Below are 23,603 nucleotides of genomic sequence, written 5' to 3' on the forward strand. Positions count from 1 at the left end.
CATCTTCTTAGGAATGCAGAGTATCTGAACGAACTGGATCCAAACCAGAACTGGTCACGGAGATTCATCCATCTGATAGAACACTCTATAAATCTCAGAAGAGAGGACAACATTACCTCTAGAAAGATAAAGGTACTGAAGACAAAGATGAAGAACCTCTTGGGTGAAAGCCTCACGCATTTAGATAACGAGTTTGAGAAATTCAAGAGGGGTATCCTTAAAGTCAAAGACTACCTATTTACCTTTCTCTCCAATCCAAGTGTGCCTTACGAGAACAATGCCAGTGAGCGGGGAGTTAGGAAAATCAAGATAAAGCAGAAAGTCAGCGGTTGCTTCCGAACAGACAGCGGTGCCGATGATTTTGCCAAGTTGCACTCCATTGCTGAAACTGCTATGAAGAACGGAAATTCTAAATTCAATGCAATTCTTGCTGTAGTACAACAGTAAGACGATTACTCATGCCCATAGGGGTGCTGAGTAGTTACACTCAAGCCGAAAGATGTTAAACAATAATAATTTAAAGGAGTTTATCTTCTAAGCATCTTTATTTTTTCGTATCTTTGCGAAAAGTTTCGTTACGAAAAAATTCGATTATGGAAAATCCGTTTAAATTTGGCTCATTGGTTGATGCCCCATACTTTACAGACAGAGTGAAAGAACTGGACTACATCGTACAGTTTCTCAAGAGCGAGAACCACCTTGTTCTTATGTCACCACGACGTTTTGGCAAATCAAGTCTCGTAAAAAAGGCTGTTGTCCAAACCCAACGACCATACCTATGGCTCAACATGCAAGCCGTGCTCAGCAAAGAAGATTTTGCGGCAAAGCTTCTGAAGGAACTGCTCAATCAATTCAAACTGGAAAAGATGAAGCACTATCTTCGTAACTTCCGCATCATTCCTTCTATCAACATGAACCCGATGACAGACGAGCTATCGGTTTCATTCCAACCATCAACCGACAATGGAACAACTGCAATAGAAGATGTTTTAAATACAATTCAGAAGGTTTCTACACCTCAAAACAAACTGATTGTTGTCTTTGACGAGTTTCAAAGCATCCTGGAAATCGATAAAAACATGGATAAGCAGCTTCGTTCCATCATGCAGGAACAGACAGGCATCAATTACATCTTTCTGGGCAGCCAGGAATCGATGATGACAGATATCTTTGAACGTGTGAAGTCTCCGTTCTATCATTTTGGAATGCTGATGAGACTCAACAAGATTCCATACGAAGATTTCAAATCATATATTGCAGACAGATTGAAAGATGTATCAGAGCAGCCTACTCAAATTGCAGACGAGATACTGGCCTTTACAAGTTGCCATCCATACTACACGCAACAGCTTTCATTCGCAGTTTGGAACAACCTGGTAGCTGGCAAAAACGAGGATGTACTCCAACTCGCCATAGAAGACATCATAACAACTCATGATTTAGACTACGAACGTTTATGGTTGAATTTCAATAAGACAGACAAATATGTAATGGTCAGCATCTGCGAGGGCAACAATCCTGCACAAGACAGGAACCAGCCTACCAGCACGATGACCAGTGCCCTATTGCGTTTAAGCAAGAAAGGCTACATCATCCGAAGTGACAGATATGAAATAGAAGACCCATTCTTCAGGAAATGGATACTCAAGAATATGATAGAGTAAGATTATATACTGAGAAATCGCCAGCGAAGCTGTAGAAAGGCTTCGCTGGCGATTTTGCAAGAGAGATTTATCTATGTGTTAATAAAACAAACTCACTCCAAATTGGACTTTGATTGGATATCAATTAGAGCGAGTACTTATCCTGTGAAATCCCAATATTCTTGCAGCCTCGTTGATGCCCAGCATGGAGACACCTTCCGTTGTTGCAAAACAAATCTTCGACAGAGAGTCCAAAGAGTATTCCCTGCCGAAATATCTACAAATCATCTGCAAGCAGGTGATACCGCATTGCATGCTGTCATGTTGGTGAACAACCTTAATATTACGCATAAACAATTACAATACAGACGTTTTTGTCGTTCCGTTAAATTTCAAATTGCTCCCATGATTAATCTTCTTGCCATAATCTAAAGTATAACTTGCAGATAATGACACATAGCGTCTATCCCATGGACGGCTTTGATAAGAATAACTATCAATATAATCAGAGATAAGCCAACTCTTCGTATTACCATTTTTAAGTATGAGGGAATTAACCTGTAATTTAACAAATAAATTTCCCTTGGTATATTGTAATCCTAACTTCAAATTATCTGAGAAGCGAGTAAGGTTGGAACTTCCACGCATATATCCTTCTCCAGAACTATAAGCGTAATTGAGATTTACAGCCCAGAATTTTCCCAGTCTGCAATACAAGGTAGGATATAGTCCCCAATAACCGTTGTTTATATGAAACAGACCGGAATGCCATTCATGCACATACGAAACTTTAGAACTCAAACGAATCTTACCATGCGCAAGGTTCAAAGATGGAGTCACATTGATATATATTGGATTGAACGAGCCACTATTAATCATCTCCTTTACCATCAGTCCATTTATTTCATGCCAATAAGGTACAATATCATTGATGATATTATCCCAACTAAAGGATGAATTAAGAGAGAACAAATTAGAAGGCATCCATGTATATGACAAAAGGGCATAGGCCTGGCGTACAGTTTTCAAATCAGCATTACCCTTGCTGCCTGTCACCTCATCGTCCTGGCGCACCACTGTATTGTAGTAAGTAGGATTAATAGAACTTTGAGTGATGTTAGCCTGTACATAAACGGAATGCTTCTCGTTAAACCGTCCACTAAGCGTCATGCCTCCATTAATATAAGCCTTTGTCATCGTTGGTTCATCTTGAACCTTATAACTCTGTACAGGTATGGACATTTTCAAACTGCCACTCCACTTTTTAGAGAACTTATGATTATAATTTAAGTCAAAGGAATAGTAAGAGTTCACTAATTTCTGATAAGTATCGGCGGTTCCATAATAGTTCGTGCGATAAATCTCAGAGTTGAGTTGAGCAGTAAACACCAAATAATTTTGTTTATAAACAGGCAATCCATAACCTAGCCATAAGCTTGGCAAATAAGCATTTTCCCTTGTTCCATTGATGATGCTTTGACCTTCCGATTCCATTAATTGATAATCCTCGCTACCCTTGTTATGGTTATAAGAGAAAGAAAGTCCACCATATACATAAGCACGATGAGGCAGTCCCTCCAGATAGAATTGTGAGCTCACATAGGGCGTAAGAGATTGAGAGGTAGCATCAGAAACAGAAGAAGTCTCTTCAGACTCATTGTATCTAATGTTCTGTCGGGTATAAATATCAGGAGTTTTGTTATATTTCACACCAGCTTGAACCAACCAAATCAGATTATTGGAATCATATCTGGCGCTGATACCTGTAGAATAAATTCGCTGCTTTTCAACTTGCTCATAGTCAACCTTTTTGTTAAGCGTAGAAGCATCATTATAAGTATAAGTGATATTTCTGTTACCTCTTATTTCATGAGCATTTTTATAATATGCTCCCACAATTGCCTGATAAGTCATATGTCCCTTCTTCAGCTTTCCTGCGACATCATAATCACCACTATCATAGTTACCAAAGCTTTGGTTAGCCTCGGCCATTACATAACCTCCATATTTGTATTCACGCAATACAAAGTTGACTACAGCCTGATAGTTTTTATATTTTGCCTCAGATGGTGATTGTAAGAATTCCACACGTGCCACCTCTTTTGGTCGAAGAGTTTTCACCTCCCAATCGCTAGCCTCAAAACCATTGATAAAGAAATGAACTTCCTTGCCCCAATTTGTCTCAACTTTATTTGTAAATTCATCTACACGTAATCCTGCCACCATCATACGAGCCAGCAATGCCGAATAATTAGATGAAGACTTGCGTTCTTCAGGAGTTGGAGTGTATGAAACACCATCTTTGATTGCAACGTGATTCTTAGCAGTAACCACTACCTCTTTGATATGCTGAGTTTTCACAGAATCTACCTCTTGAGCAGAAACTGTAGCCGAAGATGCCAACAAAGTCAATAACAACAATTCTTTCATACTATTTTCTCTTTATATTAATTAAAATATCTAAGTGCAAAATTACGGCAAATTGCTCAAACTGGCAAACCTTTTACATCATTTCTTACATAATATTTATCCAAAAAAATATTATGTAAAAATGACGTTAAGAAGTACGCTACTTGAAAAAATATTTGTATTTTTGCATTTTTGAAGTTAAATGAGTAAAAATACAAAGCATGAAAAAGTATTATTGTATAACGGTTTTAGCACTTTTAGTTGTTATTTTGTTACAAGGATATAATATGTCTTTGCAATACAAAGATTATATCTATAATGAAACAGATAAGACAAATTCTGTACTAAAAGTTTCTGTTGATGAAGAATACGCTATCCGAGCTCAAAAGAGTAACACTCCGTACAAAGATAGGAAACAACGAGTTTATTACAAAGAAATGACAGAAGAAGACTTTCTTAAAGCGAAGCCTAAGAAAGAAGATATCATCGATTTTAATGAAATAAACATTCAAGATTTAAGAGACAAAGGTATTGTAGAAACTGAGTCTGATGCCTTGGGATTATTGACTAAAGATAGACTTACAGTCAAAGGTAAGCCCATCAACTTAGCTAAACTCTCCCAAATATTCAAGAAGAATTTAAATGAGGGCTTTACCTATACTTTATTAATATTAGACGAGAACAAAAAAGTTATCAAGAGTTATGGACAAACAAAGGACATTGATAGTTGGCAGGCTAGCAAGCCTATCGCCATCGGACTCAAACCTATCCGTTTCGTTCAAGCTAAGGTGAATATAACTCCATCTTCCTTCATCACAAACTCAATTTGGACATTAGTATCTACTATATTGTTGGCTCTTATCATCGTATTTTGCATAGGATACCAGATGACTGCCATCAGATACAAGGAAGACCTTCTGAGGAATCGTGAGGTAAGCCTTCATGGAACTGTACACGACTTGAAAGCACCATTGGCAAGCATCTTGCTAAAGTTGGGATTCATCAAAGACATCATCAAGGATGCTGACTTGCAGGAGATGATTACTTCTTCTGAAAGACAAATCAAGAATCTTGCCAATACCATCAAGACGATACTGATTACCTCTAAGGCCAGTGAAAGCAAGTTGGTTATCAACAAAGAGCAAGTTGACATCATCGAGCTGACGCAACAAGCGAAAGAACAAATAGACATCAACTATGCCTGCAAGCCACATGCCATCGGAATCCACGACCATCGTGAAGAGAATGCTCTGGTGTATGCAGATAAGTATCTGATAGAAAATGTGATGCACAATCTGATGGAGAATGCCGTTAAATACTCTGACAAGGAGGCAAATGTTGAAGTCAACATCAAACAGGATGAACATTTCACCATCATCAGCGTGTCTGACCATGGCGTAGGCATCGACAGGAAATATCAAAAGAAGATATTCGAGCAGTTCTATCGCATACCAGCCACACACCATAAGAGCGGATATGGCATAGGCCTTGCCATGGTAAAATATGCCGTCAAGGCACATGGCGGAACCATCAAGGTGGTGAGCGAACCAGGCAAGGGCAGTACCTTTACGTTCACATTGCCGCTCAACTAAAAGCAACAAATCGTAATGGGCAAGAAACAAGATAAAACATTATAAAATAAGAAATATGGAAAAGATAAAAGTACTATTGGTCGATGATGACCTGGATTTCGGCAACACTGCAGTCTTGCTACTTAAAAAAGCAGGCTATGAGGTCTATTTTCAAAACACGCTGTTTGGAGTAGAAAGCCTTATCATGAAGCTGTCTCCCAACCTCATCATCCTCGATGTGATGATAGGAGAAGAGAACAGTCTGGAAAGAATCAACGACATCCGTCTTGCCGCAGAAGACATCCCTATCATGTGTGTATCTTCGTTACATGATCCAGAACTCAAAACCGAAGCTGCCAATAATGGTGCAATGATTTACATCGAGAAGCCTTTCGACAGCCGTGAGTTCCTGGGATGGGTAAACCGCTATGCCAAGCGCAAAGACTTCAGCAATTCTCGTATGATAAACATGGGTGCCTACACCGTAGATACAGAGACTCATGTGCTCAGTTTCCGTGGCTGCAACGAGAAGACGCTGGGCAATACTGAGTTTGCCACACTCAAGCTATTATGGATCAATAAGGGCGAAGTCGTGCCACGCCAAGATCTCAAGGATACTGTTTGGAGAGGTGTACAGTGTAGCGAAGAAAGCCTCAATAATGTGATGTACAACTTGCGCCGATATTTCGCCAAGGATGCCTCCATCCACCTGGAAACCCTTCGTGGCGAAGGATTCAAGATGTGGATGGATGACTAGTTTAATGACGGCTCAATCCCGTCGGGAACCCAAAGACAGAGGTAACGTCATCTTCCAAGCGAGGTGAAGAGTGGTGAAGAGTGTTTATTTTCAGCCTTTCTGTCTGAAAGCAGAAGGCGTTACCCCTCTCATTTTCTTGAAGAACTTGGTGAGATGAGCCTGCGATGAGAAGCCGAAAGTGTTGGCTATCTCCTGCACCGTATGCGTGGTGGTAGAAAGCTCGCGCTCTATCTCCTTCACGATGTATTCATCGATGATTGCCTTCGGCGTCTTGCCAGAGATGCGGCGGGTAACCTGCGCCAGATAGCGGCCACTCACATTCAGCTGGTCAGCATAGAAATGCACATCGCTATAGGTGCGGCAGAAGTTGTTCACCTGCGAGATAAACTGATTGTAAAGTTCGGAACTCCTGCCCTGCAGATTACTCTCTCTTGCCAGTTCTATATTGATGAAATCCTGCGCCATCGCCAACGCCTCCTCCATCTTCTTGCCCTGATTCAGATAGATGGCAAGGGCAGAAGAGAAACGGTTGATGAGACCATGCGAATTGGCATTATCAAGGCGATAGATCCGGAGTCCCTGCTTCTCGGCAAGTTCCAGGAGTCGGGAGTTCTGAAGAATGATGTCGCTCTCCTTCTTTCTCGCCACAACTACCGAACAGAGCGGCAGCAGACGGTATTTGATCTGGCTCACCACATCCTCCGTCATCAGCGCATCGCCCTGACTAGACCAGATTGCTGGAGCATAGATGATATGAGCAGGACGATACCGGGTCAGGGCATCAATGACCACATTCAGCGTCTCCACTCTGCGTATCATACCTATCTTCACTATATCGGGCTGCATATCGTTCATGACAGCCTCTATCTGCCCCGAAACAATCTCGGCAGGAATATCGAAGAACTCCTGGATGCCGAGCGTATTCTGCACGGTAATGCTGGTTATCGCCGAAACGGCATAACCTCCCAATTCGAATATCGTCTTGATATCCGCCTGCACACCAGAGCCACCGGTGCTGTCGGAACCTGTAATCGTTAATATCATATACTTTGAACATTGAACATTGAACTTTAAGCTTTGAACTTGTAAGCCAATGCTGTTTCCGATAGACTTTACTTCTGTTTCATATATTCCGTAGGTGTCATTCCGAAGACCTTAGAGAAGCATTTCGAGAAATAACTGCTATTGGAGAAGCCAACAGTATACATCACCTCAGAAACACTAAACTTTCCGGCGCTCAGGAGTTTGGCAGCCTTTTGCATTCTCAGGTCTCGAATATATTCTACCGGAGTCATGCCTGTCAAGGCCTTCACCTTACGATAAAGCTGCTTATTGCCAATGCCCATTACTTCCTGGAGCATCGTGACATTGAAATCGGAATCTATCATGTGCTCCTCGATGGCATGGTTGATTTCATCCAGCAAATGCTGGTCAGCCTCACTCAATTCTGGTTCTGCAGCTGCTACCTCTGACTTTTTCTCATCAGCATCTTCATCTGCTGTCGATGAAGAAGTTTTCTCCATTTGAACGTCTGCCGTTGAAGAAGCATGATTCTGAGGCAGTTTGACATCCAGGAAGCGATGCATTAATTCGTTCACTTCATTAAACGACTGATGAGCCACAGCCATCTTCAATCCTTCGGTCAAACGGGCAAAGAAGGTCATACGCATCTGCACCTGATCAAGAATTTCAGCTTTCTGCTTCTGTTCCTCTGCCAATTTCTTATGAAGGAAATAGTAGCTTACCACCCAGGAGATAAGAACTATCAAAGCCGTGATGTAGAACAGTTTTGCCCAGATGGTAAGATACCAAGGTGGCAACACCGAGATGTCCTGCGAATAGACTTCTGCACCTATCTTTCCTTCACCATTTACGACACAAACCGTGAGATGATAGTTGCCATACGACAAACCATTGTAGACAATATCAATATTTCCCGACTTCAGATAATTCCAGTCATGATCACTGCCCTCCAGCTTGTATGCATAGACAGCAGAAGGATGATCAGCAAACGGAAGGTCTGTAAGCTGCAGGCTAAAACTGTTCTCATCGCTCTTGAGCACCAGTTTCTCACTACGCTCATCCCATGGTTTGCCATTCACGACAATGCCCGCCAAAATCAACCGGTTGAGTTTCTTCGGAGAAAGAACTGCATCAGAGCGAATCTCAACAAAGCCATCATTACCACCCATCACCACTTCATGGGTAGACTTGCTGTAGCAAATGGTAAATGGAGTAATGGAAGGGATGACAAAGCGCATGCTCTCTCCTTCACGGCTGATGACGCAACACTCATTACCGGTTACAGCCCATATCTTGCCATCCACATCACACATGGTACTTACCTTGCCCCCTATCTTCCACTCCTTTGAGCCGAAATTGGAACCCAGAATCTCGCCTGCAGCATAGTAACACTTCACCGAGCTATTATCACCAACCCATATATTGCCCTGGCTGTCGGTCATCATATAGTTAACCACATCAGAATTAGCCACATGAGCCACCTTCATATCATACGGATTGATACAATCGAGGCGATTGAAAGTGGAAACCCATATTCTTCCCTTTCCGTCCATGACCATCTGACCGACATGCAATCCGGAAAGGGCATTCTTGCCCTGGTCAGAGAAATGATAGTCGGCTACGGTCTTACCTGCAAGCAAGGAAGCCTTATCCATCACAAAGACACCCCCCTGATAGGATGCCATCCACAATCTGCCCTTTCTATCCTGAAGAATATCATAAGCCCAGGCAGTAGAATACTTGCCCGTTCTGTCATAGACGATGAAATTACGCATCTGTCTGGAGCTGCGATCATAAAGGTTGATACCATGGTCGGTACAAATCCAGACATCCCCATCATTGTCTTCATAAATCTTACGCACACGGTTGTGGCTAAGCGGATAAGCCTGATTGTTCTGCTTATACCAAGCCACATCCTGATAAGCAGCATCGCCTGTAGAAGATTTCGCCTGAGAATAATGAATCAAACCATTGGTTCCCCCCATCCACCATTCACCATTACGGGTCTGGAGCATGGCATGAAGACAGTTACCTTCGCCCGAAAAGGTTATCTTGTCGAGCGACACATAATTATAATAGGTATGGGTGGTGAGACGAGAAAGTCCGTTATCGGTTCCAATCCAGACATTCTGCCATTTATCCACGAAGCAGGCCCATACGATGTTGTTCGGAATGGTTGCTTCATTGCGAGAGTCGTGCGAATAATGGGAGATGGCATTGTTCATCGCCATCACATAGAGTCCGTTATCGGTTCCGATGTAAAGATTGCCATTTGCTTCTTCTGCCAGACATTTTACCGAGTTGCCATCCAAAGCTGCAATCCGGGAGAATGTCTGAAGATTGAGATCTGCACAATAGAGCGCACCTTCTGTACCAATCCAGTAGCAATGGCGCTTGGCATCGTATGCCAGGGCATTTACCAATGGCTGGGCACCTGCCGTAAGAGGCAACAGGCGGTTATTCAAATACAGACCATTTATCTTACCCTGCAACAGACCTTTTGAGGTATGCAGCAAGGCATAGACATCCCCTCCATAGTTGGCATTCTTGTCTTTCAGGTCCAGCACACGCAGCTCCATGACAGCTTTTCGCTTAGCTTCATCCTGAAAGTCTGCAACAGCTGGAGTCTGCACATAAGCATTGGCATGGGTGTCGAATTTCAAGATGCCATTGCCAGTAGCCAAATACAACAGGTTATTATCGAAAGCGAGAGCATTGACGCGCGTATTGCTATAGGCATGATCCTGATAGTGGAGATAGCCATGATAACCATCATAACTATAAAGTCCGTTATCAGTACCAATCCACATCATCCCCTGTGCATCCTGGGTAATGGCACACACGGTATGCGCACCCTCGAACGACACGTTAATGAATCGTTGCGCCGCAACCGGAAGAACCAGTAACGCCAACAAAAATACGACATATACTCTATGAATAAACTGCTTCATCTTGAAGTTATTTGTTAAATTAGTTGTTGTTGGCTGCAAAATTAATCAATTATTGGCACTTTACCAAATAAAAAGGAAAAAAAATCCCAAGGAATAAAGAACAGTCTCTATTCCTTGGATTTGTGAAAAGAAAAGGAATCCTACGATAAAAACGAAGGACATATATTTTCTAGATTGCCTCTAACTGAATGGTCTTTTCGATATTTCTTTTGCCATCCTTCACCTTCAGGGTGATATTGCCCTTCTGCGTACTACTCTGCACGATGACAACGAGTTTGCCTGAGAAGAGTTTCATATGTGGATGGGTGAAAGGTTCGAGCGATGTGGCATCGCCATTGCAGGCTGCCTTGAAGGTTCCGGCACCCGTTACTTCGAAGGTCAGCTCATCATCTGCGAGCGGACACTCATTGCCATCCTTGTCCAGGAGACTAACGGTAACGAAAGCAAGGTCCTTGCCATCAGCATTCAGCAGCACATTGTGCTCATCGGTGCAGCCTTCTACCATGCAGACGATAGGCTCATGGTCTGGAGTCTCCACACTGAACTTCATCTGCGCAGGTTCACCGGCTGTACGCTTCACGTCCTCGCCTACCTTGTCGCCATACTGGTTGTAGGTAACCACACGAATCTCGCCCGGTTCATACTTCACGTTGTTCCAGCGGAGGCGATAGCGGTCCAGACGGCTTGACTTGTCCTTGCGAACTCTGCCCTGGCTCTTGCCGTTTACAAAAAGCTCGCCTTCCACACCATCGGTGTAGCAATATACAGGGGTAATCTGTCCTTCCCTGCCCTTCCAGTTCCAGTGAGGGAGAAGATGGGTGGTATGCTGATGCTCATTCCAGCGGGCACGATACATATAATATCTATCCTTTGGAAGTCCGGCAAGGTCGCAGATACCGAAGTAGCTGCTGCGGCTTGGCCAGTAGGTATCGTATGGAGTCGGCTCGCCCAGATAGTCATAGCCCGTCCACACGAACTCTCCGATTACCCAACTGTGGTCATCCTGCATCTTCCAGTCATCATCCGGAAGATTACTCCAGGAGCAATACTCCGTGTCATAGCTAGAGCACTGACCATCGGCGTATGGATTGTTGTTGCTGGCACGCACCTCAACCGGGAACTTATACACGCCACGGGAACTGACGGTAGATGCTGTCTCTGAACCCAGGAGAAATCCCTGAGGCAACTGCTCGATATTCTTATAATATTTATGTACGCGATAGTTGAAGCCCGGAACGTCCATCACCTGGGCAAATCCACTCTTCAGGGCAGCCTCAGCCTTATCCATACCCTGGGTTACAGGGCGGGAAGGATCATACTGATGACAGATATCCTGCAGATGCTTGGCTATCTCCATACCCTCCTTGCTCCATTGCTCAGGAATCTCGTTACCGATACTCCACATAATGATGCTAGGATGGTTGCGATGGTGCTTCACCAGATTGGTCATATCCCTGTCGCTCCACTCCTTGAAGAACTTGGCGTAGCCATTCTTGCACTTAGGATAAATCCACATATCGAAGCTCTCAGCCATTACCATCATACCGAGAGAGTCGCAGATTTCCATCTGCATGGTAGAAGGCATGTTGTGGGCTGTACGGATGGCGTCGCAACCCATCTCCTTCATCGTCTTGATCTGACGGATGAGTGCCGCCTTGTTCTCTGCAGCTCCCAACGGACCGAGGTCGTGGTGCAGGCAGACACCCTTGATCTTGCGGGTAATGCCATTGAGCTGGAAACCATTATTCTTGGATACCGAGATGGTACGGATACCGGTCTTAAGCGTCTGGACATCAGCAACCTTCTTTCCTTCATATCGGGTTAACTTCACCTGATAGAGGTAAGGAGATTCCGGAGACCAGAGCTGAGGATTTGCTACCCTCAGGGTAGTCTTGATGGCTGGGGTTGCGCCAGAGATAGTCTGCTCGGCAACCTTTGTACCAGCCTCATCGAGCAAGGCGATGACCGTCTTGCCCGACTTACCGATTTTTCCTTCCAGCAGGGCGTTCACTTCCACTTCGGCTTCCTGCTTATCAGCTTTCAGGGTACGCACGAAGGTATCCCAGGTAGAGAAGTTCTCGTTACCGTAAAGTTCCACGGAAACCGGACGGTAAAGACCGCCGCCTGGATACCATCGGCTGCTTTCCTCTACATTGCTGAGATGAACCTCTACGAGATTCTTCTTTCCGCCAAACTGCACGTAAGGAGTAATGTCGATGCGGAAGGCATTGTAGCCGTAAGCCCATCTGCCAGCCTCCTTGCCATTCACCTTAACGATAGGCTGACTCATCGCACCATCAAAAACGAGGACAGCACGCTTGTAGCCCTTCGGCAACTGAAGATTCATCTTATACATACCCTCTCCAATCCAAGGGAGAGCTCCAGAGCGTCCCGACTTCTCGGTCTTCTCCTTTTCGCCATTCTGCTCGATAGCCACCATCTGCAGATCCCATTTCTTATCGAAAGGACCCGCGATAGCCCAGTCGTGAGGCACGGCTACCTGAGACCACACTTTGCCATCGCGGGAGAAATCCCACGATGGCAAATTTATTATTTTTCGGCTCTGCGCCTGGCACATGGTGGAGAGTGCCAGAGCGAGAGACATGAAAGCTATGCTTCTCTTGATCATATATATTATTTTCTATAGTTTGTTCTATATTCTATCTTCAGATTCGCTTCTATCGCTCCCAAAGGAAGCGAAGAAAGCCAACTTACCCGATTACTTGAAGGCATCGAGTGCAGCGGTTGGCTTGCCGCTGTTGTCGAAGGCTCCCTTGTCGTAGCCGTTCCAGCCGCTGTTGCATTCAGGCTCCCAGTAGAACACGCCCTCGCAGGTAGAGATTGCCTTGCAGCCATCCACCATCTTCTTGAGGAATGGAGCGGCATTCTCTGAATTCCACACCATACCAATCTCTGAGATGATGACATCGCAGTTGTATTTGCTGGAAAGGGTCTTGATGTTGCTGAGGCAGTTGTCAGAAACCTGCTCCCAGGTCTGGTCGGTAATCCAATCAGGATAGAGCGACATACCGATGACATCCCACTTGGCTCCATTCTGCTTCAAGCCATCAAACATCCAGGTATATTGACCGAGGTTGTTTCCCTTATCGAGATGCACAATCACCTTAGCCTCCGGATAAACCGCCTTGACGGCATCATAACCGGCATTGATATAAGCGGCAAAGTTTGCCATGTTCTTAGAGGCACGGCCTGTCACCTTCAGGGCAGCATCGCCATCCTCATCATTCCAGAGCATGCCATCGGTGGTCTCATTACCTACCTGTACCCACTCTACGTTAACGCCTCTTGCCTTCAAGGCATTGAGAACATCCTTGGTATGATCGGCAACCGCCTGCTTCATCTGCTCGAAGTCATAGTTCTTCCAGGCTGCAGGAATACCCTGCTTTCCTGGGTCAGCCCAGGTATCAGAGTAGTGGAAGTCTATCATCAGTCGCATACCGAGCTGCTGAGCTCGCCAAGCCTTGGCGATGACATCATCCTTGCCACACCAGCCACCTTCCGGGTTTACCCATACACGAAGGCGGATGGAGTTCATACCGAGGTCGCGGAGAAGCGCCATGCACTCCGTAGCCTTACCGTTGGCGTTATAGAACTTCTTTCCGTTCTGCTCCATCTCTGTAATCCAACTTACATCGGCTCCCTTGGCGAAGCCACTCATATCGTATGTCTTCTCCTTTTCGGGAGTGGTATTATCATCATTGCTGCAACTCGTGCCCGTAATAGAAAACAAGAGCGCTGTAGCCAGCAATATGGCTTTTCCTAAAATATTCTTCATTGTTATTCTGTCTTTAAGTTATTATTATAATGCAAAGATAATCAAATAAATGATTCGTTTACAATAAGGAAACTTACCCATGATGAATATTCTGCGCAACCGATTGCGCAGAATATTCATTAAGCTATTCATACTTCCATGTCATGGTGTTGAGATCGGCTGTAACCGTAAACTCAGTTTCACCATTTTCATCACCAAACCAGATATCCCAGGCACCATCGCCTGAAGTTAACTTGAACTGCTCACCATCGGCACCATACCAGGTCTGCTTGTCGTCCTTATTCTCTCCCACGAAGATGAAGCGGAAGTTCTCCCAGGAAGTTGGCTTGTACTTGCAGGTATAAACACCATCGCTCACTTTATTCATCACGGCAAGAAGGGTGTTACCATCCTTGCTGAACATGCAGAGAGTATTGCTAGCCTCTGGCTCAGGAGCAGTCTGGTTGCCTGACTCGATAGAGTAAGTCAGGTCGCTGTTCTCACCTACCTTCACGGTAACAGTATAAGTACCCGCCTTGGCAATGTTCACGCTGCCAGCAGTTGCGGCAGCTGTCATCTTGCCATCAGCAAGAGTGTAGTTCATTGTCTTGACTACGGCTGCAGCATCATCAGTTGCGGTTGCCTTGCTGTACTCTGCACCAGTAGCAACAATACTGATAGGTGTATTATCAGCAGAGGTTGTAATCACCTTGGTCCAGGCATAGTTAGGAGCATCATAGGTCATGTCCTCACCATTCAGTTGCATCGCCTTGATGTAGGTTGGCTTGAACTCCTTAGCCTTTGTATCTACCACAGTATAATAAATACCAGTCTGACCAGGGAACCAGAAGTTCCATGCCGACTCTGTATTATCCATTTCATATACATGTCCATCCTGTCCTACGTTACCCCAAATGGTTCCATCATTCTCCTTACCCCAGAAGTTGAGCCAGGAAGAAGCATTCATATATCCTGTGTAGATACCATCCTCGTCTGGAGAATAGAGAGAGGTCAGCACCTTGTTCTTATCCGCATTCCAGATGGTCATCTTGTCCATGTGTATAATATAAGGTGTAACGTTCACCTGGCACACATTGCTGTAAGCAGCATCTAGATTGTTGCCCATCTGACTCTTGATGCGGAAATAGAGAGGCGCACTCTGACCCGGAGTCGTTCCCAAATCCTTGGCAAGGGTGTTGAGATCAGCACCGGTGAAAGCCTTGGAGAGATCGGTTACAGAATACTCCTTTACCGTAGCAAAGCTCTCAGAAGAAGATGCCTGCAGATAGGTTTTCAACACACCGTTGCCCGCAGGCTTGGTCTCGTCGCTCGAAAGCAAGGTAGGATTCTTCCAAGCCATCGAGAGTACGATGCCCTTCGTATTGTCAACAGACAGGACCACATCGCTGGCCGATGCCATCAGATCGGATGCCTTGAAGCCATCCAGATATATCTTGTCGCCACTCTCGTCGCAACTCACCAGGGCGGTGAGTGCGCAGAGAAGCATCATCAGGTTTCTAAATATCTTTTTCATTCTTTTATCCTATTAATAGTTGTCGTTATGAAGATTTGGATTGGCGGTAAGCTCGGTGTTAGGGATTGGATAGATGTTGTACTTGCTGTCAACAGCCTGTCCATCGTGGGTGCCACCCTTCCACTGCCAGATATACTTGCTGGTAGTGAACTCGCCGAAGCGAATCAGGTCGGTGCGGCGATAACCCTCATGATAAAGCTCACGGGCACGCTCATCGAGAATGAACTGCAGGAACTCATCATCGTTGGCAAAGTTGTTAGCCCATACATCGGTATTACCTGCACGCTCGCGGAGAAGGTTGATCCAATAGATAGCTCCCTGCTTGCGGGAAGCGATAACCTCTGGATCAGCGGCATCAGTCTTTCCTTCTGGCCATGGGTCCCAACTTGAACCCTGGGTACGAGCCACGCACTCGGCATACATCAGATAGACATCAGCCAAGCGGAAGAGAGGATAGTCTGTTTCTACACCATCATTGGCAGTATTGGATGCAGTAGTTCCATCGTCCTTCAGGTTACTCCATTTCTCTGAGAGATAACCGGTGGTTTCATCGGTCATGCTGGTTACATCCTTGCTCTGACCATTAGTGAAGAACTTGCAGCGCTTGTCGCCACCTCCATCAATATCGGTCTGGGTAAACTTATCCACGAACTCCGGACGGAGACGGAACTCGCTCCAGCCATTGGTGACACCGAAGTCGGCAACATTCTGGTTGGCATTCGACATACTCAACTGTCCACACACCAAGTAAGTGGAAGAACCCCAGCTTACGGTATGCTCTGCACTTACCGGCAAGGCGAAGATAATCTCGTTGGTACGCTTGTCGTTATCAGCATTGAAGAGCTTGCTGTAATCAGACTCGAGAGAGTAACCCATGTTCATCACCTTCTCGCAAGCCTCCTTGCACTCGGCATACTTGGCAACGCCGGTATAAACCTCGCTGTTCAGATAAAGCTTGGCAAGCAGGGTATAGGCAGCACCCTGAGAAGCCTGACCGTAAGGACAGGTGGATGCAGGAAGCATATCGCCTACGCAATCCTTCAACTCACTCTCGATATAATCGAAAGTTTGCTGTGGAGTATAACGAGGAGGAATGTAGCTGCCCACAGGGTCGTTCTCTGTCACCATCGGAATATTGCGATAGAAATCGAGCGCATGGTAATAGAACAGAGCGCGCATGAAACGGACTTCTGCCTTATACTCCTTCATCTTCTCTGCATCAGCACCCGAGAAATTGGCATTATTGGCATTGCGGAGGAACTCGTTGCAGAGGGCGATGTTGTAATAGATACGATAGTACATATCTGATACCCAAGCATCGTTGGCATCCCATGAAAGATAGGTCAGGCCGGTGGTCTGCTCACCTGTCAGCCAGGTGGAGGCAAATTCATCGGTACCACACTCCTGCATATTGATAAACATACGCATGTAGTCGAAACCACTGCCGCTGTTCAATACAGAAGACATATCCTTGTTATCGCCACCCTTACCCTGACCACTGGTCACCATGGCAGCATAAATCTTACCCAGCACAGCCTCATAATTGGCAAGCGAGGTATAAACATCCTTAGAGGTTGTCTCCGTCTGAGGATATTGGTCGAGGTCGGATACACAGCTGGTAGCGCTGGTCAGCACTGCTGTTCCCAACATCATACTATATAATATATTCTTAAGTTTCATTGTTATCAATTTTGATTGTTAGAACTGAAGTCCGAGGCTTACTGAGTAAGTGCGAGGACGTGGATAGAACGAGTTGTCCATTCCGTTTGGCACCTCAGGGTCTGTGCCTGAGTAACCGGTAATGGTGAATACATTCTGTACCATCGCTGATACGGTGAGTGAAGCCCACTTGTTGATTTTACCTATGTTGTAGCTCAAGCTCAGGTTGTCGAGCTTCAGGAACGAAGCATTCTCTACGTAGTAATCTGAAAGATACTGACGGGTCTTGAAACCGGTCTTCAGGAAGCTGGCGTTGAGGTTATTGAGCTGTGAGTTGTTGTAGCTCACGGTCTCCCATGCACCAGTGCTCATACCCATGCCATTATATACGTAGTTGTCGATGTTGGCACGGAAGCTCATACCGAGAGTCAGCTGCTTGTATCTCAGAGATGTGCTCAAACCCATGATGTACTTAGGGGCTGGAGAATGATAGCGGTAGAGATCGCCATCATTGATTTCGCCATCACCATTCAAGTCTGCGTAAGCGCCCTCGATCGGCTTGCCCGTCTCTGAATCGTAGAGCTGATGATATACATAGAACATATATGGCTCATATCCCTCGGAGAGTACCTGGAACTGGTAAGCATCGATAGATGGACCTACCTTCACATTGGTCTGACTTCCACCCTGGGTAAGAGAAAGGTTCTTCACCTTCATGTTCTGCCAGGTGAAGTTGTAGCTCAGATTCCACTCCCAGTCCTTGGTCTGGACAGGAGTTGCATTCAGGGAAACCTCGATACCCTTGCTATCTACATTACCTACATTGGTAAGGATAGTCTTTGAGAAGTTGGTACCTGCTGCTGTAGGAACAGAAGCCAGCAAATCCTTGGTCTTGCGGGTATAGAAATCGATGGCACCACCGATACGACCATTCAGGAATCCGAAATCAAGACCGAAGTTCCAGGAGGTTGTAGTCTCCCACTTCAAGTCTGATACGTATGCCTCAGGACGATAAGTTGTAATATACTGTCCGTTGATGAGTGCCTCGGCACCTGTTACACTGGATGTATAGACCGGAAGATAGTTGTAGTTGCCGATACCTTCCTGCTGACCGGTTACACCATAGCTGGCACGGAGTTTCAGGTTAGAGACTACCTTGTTGTCCTTCAACCAAGGCTCCTCTGTCAAGGTCCATCCCAAAGCTACAGATGGGAAGGTACCCCAACGGGTATCCTTAGAGAAACGGGAAGATGCATCGCGACGGACTGTAGCAGTCAGGAGATATTTTCCATCGAAGGAATAATTGACACGACCATAGTATGACAACATCACGTGGCGGTAATCAGAAGCCTTCACGGTAGAAAGGGTTGTACCAGCCGCACTCTTGGTATAATAAAGAGGTGTAGAGCTCTTCCAGTACTGATAGTCGTAACCAGCAGTCAGATCCACATTGCTCTTGATATTCTCGAAATACTTTGCATAGTTGGCATAGAGGGTAAGCAGACGGTTCTCGTTCTTCTGAGGTCCATACTTGTAATCGCTACCGCTCAAGGACTCATCCTTGTTGAATGACTGTGCTGCGTAGCCAGGAACATAGATGGTACCATCACCCTTGGCATAATCAGCACCAATGGTAGCATGGAGCTTGAGGTCTGGTAGGAAATGAACCTTGTAATCTACATCCATCGAACCGATGAAACGGCTCACCTTACTCTTTGAATCATAAAGATCCACCAGACCACGTGGGTTTCTTACACCCGCATTTACCGGATAGCCATCAGCATCGAGAGCCTCATTGAAACCACCATAGCTGTTATTACCTGAATATACAGGAATGGTTGGGTTGAATGTTGCGGCAGCCCATACTGCACCACCATTGTTGAAAGAGTTGTTATTGAGTGTACCCTTGGCATTGATGGTCAACTTCAGGTGATCCTGGAAGAAGCTAGGAGTCAAGACCACGTTACCAGTCCAGCGCTCCACATTGTCCTTACGCACCAGACCACTCTGGTTGTAATATCCGGCAGAAACACGGAAAGGCAAATACTTACCGATGCTTCCGCTCAAGCTGAGGTTGTTATCAGTACCGAAAGCTGTGCGATAAACCTCGTCGTTCCAATCGGTATTGGCATTGCCGAGCAATGACTTCTGGTTATCTGTACCATACTGATTGATGACATTCACGAAATCATCGTGGTCCAACATATCCACCATCTGTGCACGGGTCTGCATACTGTTGGTAGTATTGAAGTTCACTTTCAAACCGCCCTGCTGTCCCTTCTTGGTGGTAATGATGATGACACCATTGGATGCACGGGAACCGTAGATGGCGGTAGAAGAAGCATCCTTCAATACAGTCATGCTCTCGATATCAGAAGGGTTGATCATACTGAGGAAGTTGCTGCTGTTACCAGAGATACCGCCCTGCTCCAATGGCACACCATCGAGCACGATAAGCGGGTCGTTGCTGGCATTCAGAGAAGCACCACCACGTACACGGATGGTACTACCTGCTGAGGCAGAACCACTGTTGGACATGATCTGTACTCCGGAAACCTTACCATTGATCAACTGCTCTGGAGATGAAACAAGACCCTTGTTGAAGTCCTTTGCCTTCACCGTAGCCACGGAACCCGTCAGGTCGCTCTTGCGCGCTGTACCATAACCGATGACCACGACATCGGCAAGCGCCTTGCTATCCGATTCGAGTTTCACCTTCATATTTTCAGAAATAGCCAGTATCTTATCTATATAACCTATATAAGATACCTTGATCTTCTTGGCAGAAGAAGATACTTGAAGACTGAAGTTACCGTCGAAATCAGTAACCGTACCACCCTTTTCGCCTTCCACCGTAACAGTGGCACCGATAAGAGCCTCACCATTTTGAGCATCTGTCACCTCACCTTTGACGGTGCGAGTCTGCGCAAAAAGCTGCAAACATCCCATGAGTAACAAAGCTGCGAGAAGGATACCTCTCTTTCTTACTTTACTAAAGATTGCATTCATTTGCCTAGTTGTTTAATCAGGTTATTATTTGATCTAACATTTTGTTGTGGTTGCAAAAGTATCAAATACAATCAAAAGTACAAGACTGAAAATTGCCAAAAGAAAACAAAAAACGGACAAGAAACCAGAATATGTCTGGTTTTGTCCGTTTTGTAATATATATCAGTCCATAATTCATTCCACACCCATTACTTTCACAACACCCGACTCGTATGAATCCAGGATAAGGCTTGGCTACCTCATAAGCATCGAAACTTGCAGGATTGTCAGCGTAAGTAATATAACTGATCAGTTCCCTGCAGAGAACTCACGATTGGGCGCTTCACTGCCTCGAAGTAGTTAGACTCCATGAAAATATTTGAACCCGAACAACTTTTATACGAAAACGTTATCATAGATCAGGAAATTAACAAAAAAAAGCTGAATCTTGTTACGAAGATTCAGCTTCAATAGAAGTGGTACCACCAGGAATCGAACCGGGGACACAAGGATTTTCAGTCCTTTGCTCTACCAACTGAGCTATGGCACCAACTATGAATAACAAACGATTTCTCATTTGCGGGTGCAAAGGTACACATTTTTTTTGGTTCCAACAAATTTTTTCAAGAAAATCTTTCCCAAAAGTGAAAAAAAATGCATTTTTATTTTGTTTTGTCCCAATTTTCATGTACCTTTGCATCGTCATTCTGTAAAAAACAGTAAATCGGCATCGGGATTTAGCGCAGTTGGTAGCGCACGTCGTTCGGGACGATGAGGTCGCTGGTTCGAGTCCAGTAATCCCGACCTATATAAACCAACAGAATGGTGTATGATATTAAGAGACTTATTTTACCTGCAACGGAATGATCGCGATGCCTTACTGGCGATCATAATAGCTATGACTGTTTTAATGGGACTCATTTTTCTTTTCAATAGGGAACCATCAGAAACAGCCCAGAAAGACAACGACTCTATTCAAACTTACCGGACAGAACATGCCACTAGTCAGAATCCTGTATATTATAAAGAAGGATATCAAATCAAAGAGGCTTTTCCATTCGATCCGAACACGGCAGATTCTGTCCAATTCAAACGTCTTGGTCTGCAAGCTTGGCAAATAAGAAGCATTCTTCATTACCGTGCCAAAGGAGGTGTATATAGTAGACCTTCCGATTTTGCACGTGTCTATGGTATGACGAAAAGACAATACGAGGCCTTGGCACCATTCATAAGAATAGCAGATGACTACAAGCCTGCTTCCGATTTTTACAGAAACGAGCCATACCGTCAGCAGAAACGATACAACAGACCTGATATAACTGCAACCACCCGTTCTACAACACCGGAAAACGAAAAAGTATACAGTTATCCACACAAGCTGAACCCAGGACAACACATTAATATAAATACAGCCGATACTACCGAACTGCAGAAGATACCGGGAATTGGCAGTTATTATGCCAAAATGATTATAAGATACAGAGACCGTCTAGGTGGATTCGCTGCTGCCGAACAGTTGAACGAAATAGAAGGCATTCCAGAATCTGCCTTGGCGTTTATCCACATAGATGCCAACCATATCCATAAGCTTGACATCAACAAGCTCAACCTCAACCAGCTCCGCCAACATCCATATCTCAACTTCTATCAAGCCAAGGAAATCTGTGACTACCGCCGACAGAGAGGTCCGATAAAAAGTCTGGAAGAGCTGAAACTATTAAAGGATTTTCCACCAGCCGAAATAGAAAGACTTACGCCTTATATCTCTTTTTAACGGAACATCTCACCTTAAAACTATATGTCTCTTTCTAAAGAAGAAAAAGCCAAATGCACTATGCCTGATAGCGCATTTGGCTTTATATATAATAGGTATCAGATAACACCAAACTGATGCAAGAAGATGAGCAGAATGCAGATTGGACTGACGAAACGAATCATGAAGAGGAAGACGGGGAACAACTTACCGCTCACCGTGCCCCAATTCGTAAACTCATCACGCACTATCTTCTTCGGTACATACCAACCCAGGAACAGACAGGTGACAATCGAAGCAAGCGGCATCAACAGCTGCGCCGTGAAATTGTCACAATTCGTAAGGAAATCCTTACCAAAGAATCCCAATCCAGGAACTGCTCCCTGAGAAAGAGAACAGAATACGGCAATGATGCTGCAGGTAATGGTCTCTATCCACGCACCCTTGGCACGGGTAATCTTGCGTTCCTCATAAATCATCGCCGTACCAATCTCGTGCATGGAAATCGTAGAGGTCAAAGCTGCCAATACCAACAATGCATAGAACAATACTGAAATGATGTAGCTCACCACTGGCATATCGCCAAATGCCTGCTGGAACACATTAGGCAAGGTGATAAAGATGAGTGACGGACCACTATCAGGCTGCACACCTACCGAAAAGGCTGCCGGGAATATCATCAAGCCTGCCAATACTGCAATAAGTGTGTCGATAACAACTATCTGACTTGCCGATTTCAAGAGATTGGTCTGGCGGCTGAAGTAAGATGCGTATGTACACAGACAAGCCGTACCCAAACTCAAAGAGAAGAAAGCCTGCCCCAAGGCTTCGAGCAATACGTTCTCATCAACCTTTGAGAAATCAGGATGAAACAGGAACTGCACGCCCTTCATTGCTCCCGGCAAAGAACAGGAAGCTATTACGATGACAACCAGCAGCACGAAAAGCAGCGGCATCAATATCTTGGAAGCTTTCTCGATACCATTGCGAACACCTCTTACCACCACTGCATGAGTAAGCAGGATGAAACCTACAGCCCATAAGGTAGGACGAATAGGATCGGAAGCAAACGTCTGGAAGTAGGTCTTCACATACTCCGGATCGCCATGCACACCACCCATGATGCTGGCATAGAGATATTGCAGACACCAGCCTGCCACCACGGCATAGAAGCCAAGGATAATCATGGAGGTGATGACGCCCATCAAGCCTACGGTTCCCCAAGCCTTGTTCTTACCCAAATTACTATAAGCCCGCGCTGCATTGGAAGCCGAATGGCGACCAATAATAAACTCGCTCATCATGCCAGGCAAACCCAACAGGATGATACAAACCAGATAGATAAGGATGAAGGCGGCACCTCCATTCTGACCTGCCATATAAGGAAAACGCCAAACATTACCCAAACCGACAGCTGAGCCGGCTGTAGCAAGAATGACGCCCAATTTACTTCCGAAATTTCCTCTAGTCTCCATTGTTTTTAATGTTTAATGGTGAGTATTCAATGCTTACTGATAAAACACGACATACTACACCTTAT

14 protein-coding genes, 2 tRNA genes and 1 pseudogene are annotated in these 23,603 nt (G+C 45.1%); 6 read left to right on the forward strand and 11 right to left on the reverse strand.

Going from position 1 to position 23,603, the window contains the following annotated elements; translation table 11 throughout:
• A partial coding sequence (locus ACTQ16_RS09580; RefSeq protein WP_441937202.1) for an IS66 family transposase occupies positions 1–447 on the forward strand: 447 nt, incomplete at its 5' end.
• Positions 448–593: 146 nt separating this feature from the next.
• Positions 594–1,664: an AAA family ATPase gene (locus ACTQ16_RS09585; protein ID WP_153092071.1), complete on the forward strand. Its 1,071-nt coding sequence runs from the start codon at positions 594–596 to the stop codon at positions 1,662–1,664.
• A gap of 129 nt (positions 1,665–1,793) precedes the next feature.
• Here ACTQ16_RS09585 and ACTQ16_RS09590 read toward each other — a convergent pair.
• Together ACTQ16_RS09590 and ACTQ16_RS09595 are read right to left on the reverse strand one after the other, a co-directional pair.
• Positions 1,794–1,994, reverse strand: a pseudogene (locus ACTQ16_RS09590) (cysteine peptidase family C39 domain-containing protein); the annotation flags it as partial.
• Between the two features lie 6 nt (positions 1,995–2,000).
• Entirely contained in the window at positions 2,001–4,073 is a 2,073-nt protein-coding gene (locus tag ACTQ16_RS09595) for a hypothetical protein (protein WP_441937203.1), read from the reverse strand.
• A 416-nt stretch (positions 4,074–4,489) separates the two neighbouring features.
• Between ACTQ16_RS09595 and ACTQ16_RS09600 the strand changes: the two genes are divergently transcribed.
• Together ACTQ16_RS09600 and ACTQ16_RS09605 are read left to right on the forward strand one after the other, a co-directional pair.
• Positions 4,490–5,644, forward strand: a complete 1,155-nt coding sequence (locus tag ACTQ16_RS09600) for a sensor histidine kinase (RefSeq protein ID WP_441937205.1) — start codon at positions 4,490–4,492, stop codon at positions 5,642–5,644.
• Positions 5,645–5,699: 55 nt separating this feature from the next.
• Positions 5,700–6,380 (forward strand): response regulator transcription factor, encoded by a 681-nt coding sequence (locus tag ACTQ16_RS09605; protein ID WP_441937206.1) that lies wholly within the window; start codon positions 5,700–5,702, stop codon positions 6,378–6,380.
• A 90-nt stretch (positions 6,381–6,470) separates the two neighbouring features.
• Here ACTQ16_RS09605 and ACTQ16_RS09610 read toward each other — a convergent pair whose 3' ends face one another.
• From ACTQ16_RS09610 to ACTQ16_RS09645, 8 genes are all read right to left on the reverse strand, one after another.
• The gene (locus tag ACTQ16_RS09610; protein ID WP_441932777.1) at positions 6,471–7,424 is read right to left on the reverse strand and encodes a bifunctional hydroxymethylpyrimidine kinase/phosphomethylpyrimidine kinase; all 954 of its coding nucleotides are present in this window, start codon (positions 7,422–7,424) and stop codon (positions 6,471–6,473) included.
• Between the two features lie 68 nt (positions 7,425–7,492).
• Positions 7,493–10,354, reverse strand: a complete 2,862-nt coding sequence (locus ACTQ16_RS09615) for a two-component regulator propeller domain-containing protein (protein WP_441937208.1) — start codon at positions 10,352–10,354, stop codon at positions 7,493–7,495.
• A gap of 169 nt (positions 10,355–10,523) precedes the next feature.
• Positions 10,524–12,983, reverse strand: a complete 2,460-nt coding sequence (locus tag ACTQ16_RS09620) for a glycoside hydrolase family 2 TIM barrel-domain containing protein (RefSeq protein WP_441937209.1) — start codon at positions 12,981–12,983, stop codon at positions 10,524–10,526.
• A 90-nt stretch (positions 12,984–13,073) separates the two neighbouring features.
• Positions 13,074–14,150 (reverse strand): glycosyl hydrolase 53 family protein, encoded by a 1,077-nt coding sequence (locus tag ACTQ16_RS09625; RefSeq protein WP_294967464.1) that lies wholly within the window; start codon positions 14,148–14,150, stop codon positions 13,074–13,076.
• Positions 14,151–14,274: 124 nt separating this feature from the next.
• Complete coding sequence (locus ACTQ16_RS09630; RefSeq protein ID WP_294967462.1) at positions 14,275–15,663, reverse strand: DUF5114 domain-containing protein; 1,389 nt, start codon at positions 15,661–15,663, stop codon at positions 14,275–14,277.
• 12 nt (positions 15,664–15,675) lie between these two features.
• Complete coding sequence (locus ACTQ16_RS09635) at positions 15,676–17,343, reverse strand: RagB/SusD family nutrient uptake outer membrane protein (protein ID WP_441937212.1); 1,668 nt, start codon at positions 17,341–17,343, stop codon at positions 15,676–15,678.
• Between the two features lie 18 nt (positions 17,344–17,361).
• Positions 17,362–20,331, reverse strand: a complete 2,970-nt coding sequence (locus ACTQ16_RS09640; RefSeq protein ID WP_441937213.1) for a SusC/RagA family TonB-linked outer membrane protein — start codon at positions 20,329–20,331, stop codon at positions 17,362–17,364.
• A gap of 456 nt (positions 20,332–20,787) precedes the next feature.
• Positions 20,788–20,860: transfer RNA gene (locus tag ACTQ16_RS09645), tRNA-Phe, on the reverse strand.
• A 181-nt stretch (positions 20,861–21,041) separates the two neighbouring features.
• On the opposite strand from ACTQ16_RS09645, the gene ACTQ16_RS09650 reads away from it, so the two are divergent.
• Positions 21,042–21,114, forward strand: a tRNA-Pro gene (locus ACTQ16_RS09650).
• A gap of 94 nt (positions 21,115–21,208) precedes the next feature.
• Positions 21,209–22,084, forward strand: a complete 876-nt coding sequence (locus ACTQ16_RS09655) for a helix-hairpin-helix domain-containing protein (protein WP_295347500.1) — start codon at positions 21,209–21,211, stop codon at positions 22,082–22,084.
• Between the two features lie 98 nt (positions 22,085–22,182).
• Here the strand turns inward: ACTQ16_RS09655 and ACTQ16_RS09660 are convergent, their stop codons facing one another.
• Positions 22,183–23,538 (reverse strand): sodium-dependent transporter, encoded by a 1,356-nt coding sequence (locus tag ACTQ16_RS09660; protein WP_294967458.1) that lies wholly within the window; start codon positions 23,536–23,538, stop codon positions 22,183–22,185.
• Positions 23,539–23,603 lie beyond the last annotated feature (65 nt).

The sequence above is a fragment of the Prevotella sp. LCP21S3_D2 genome, assembly GCF_052118345.1.
Classification (GTDB): Bacteria; Bacteroidota; Bacteroidia; order Bacteroidales; family Bacteroidaceae; genus Prevotella.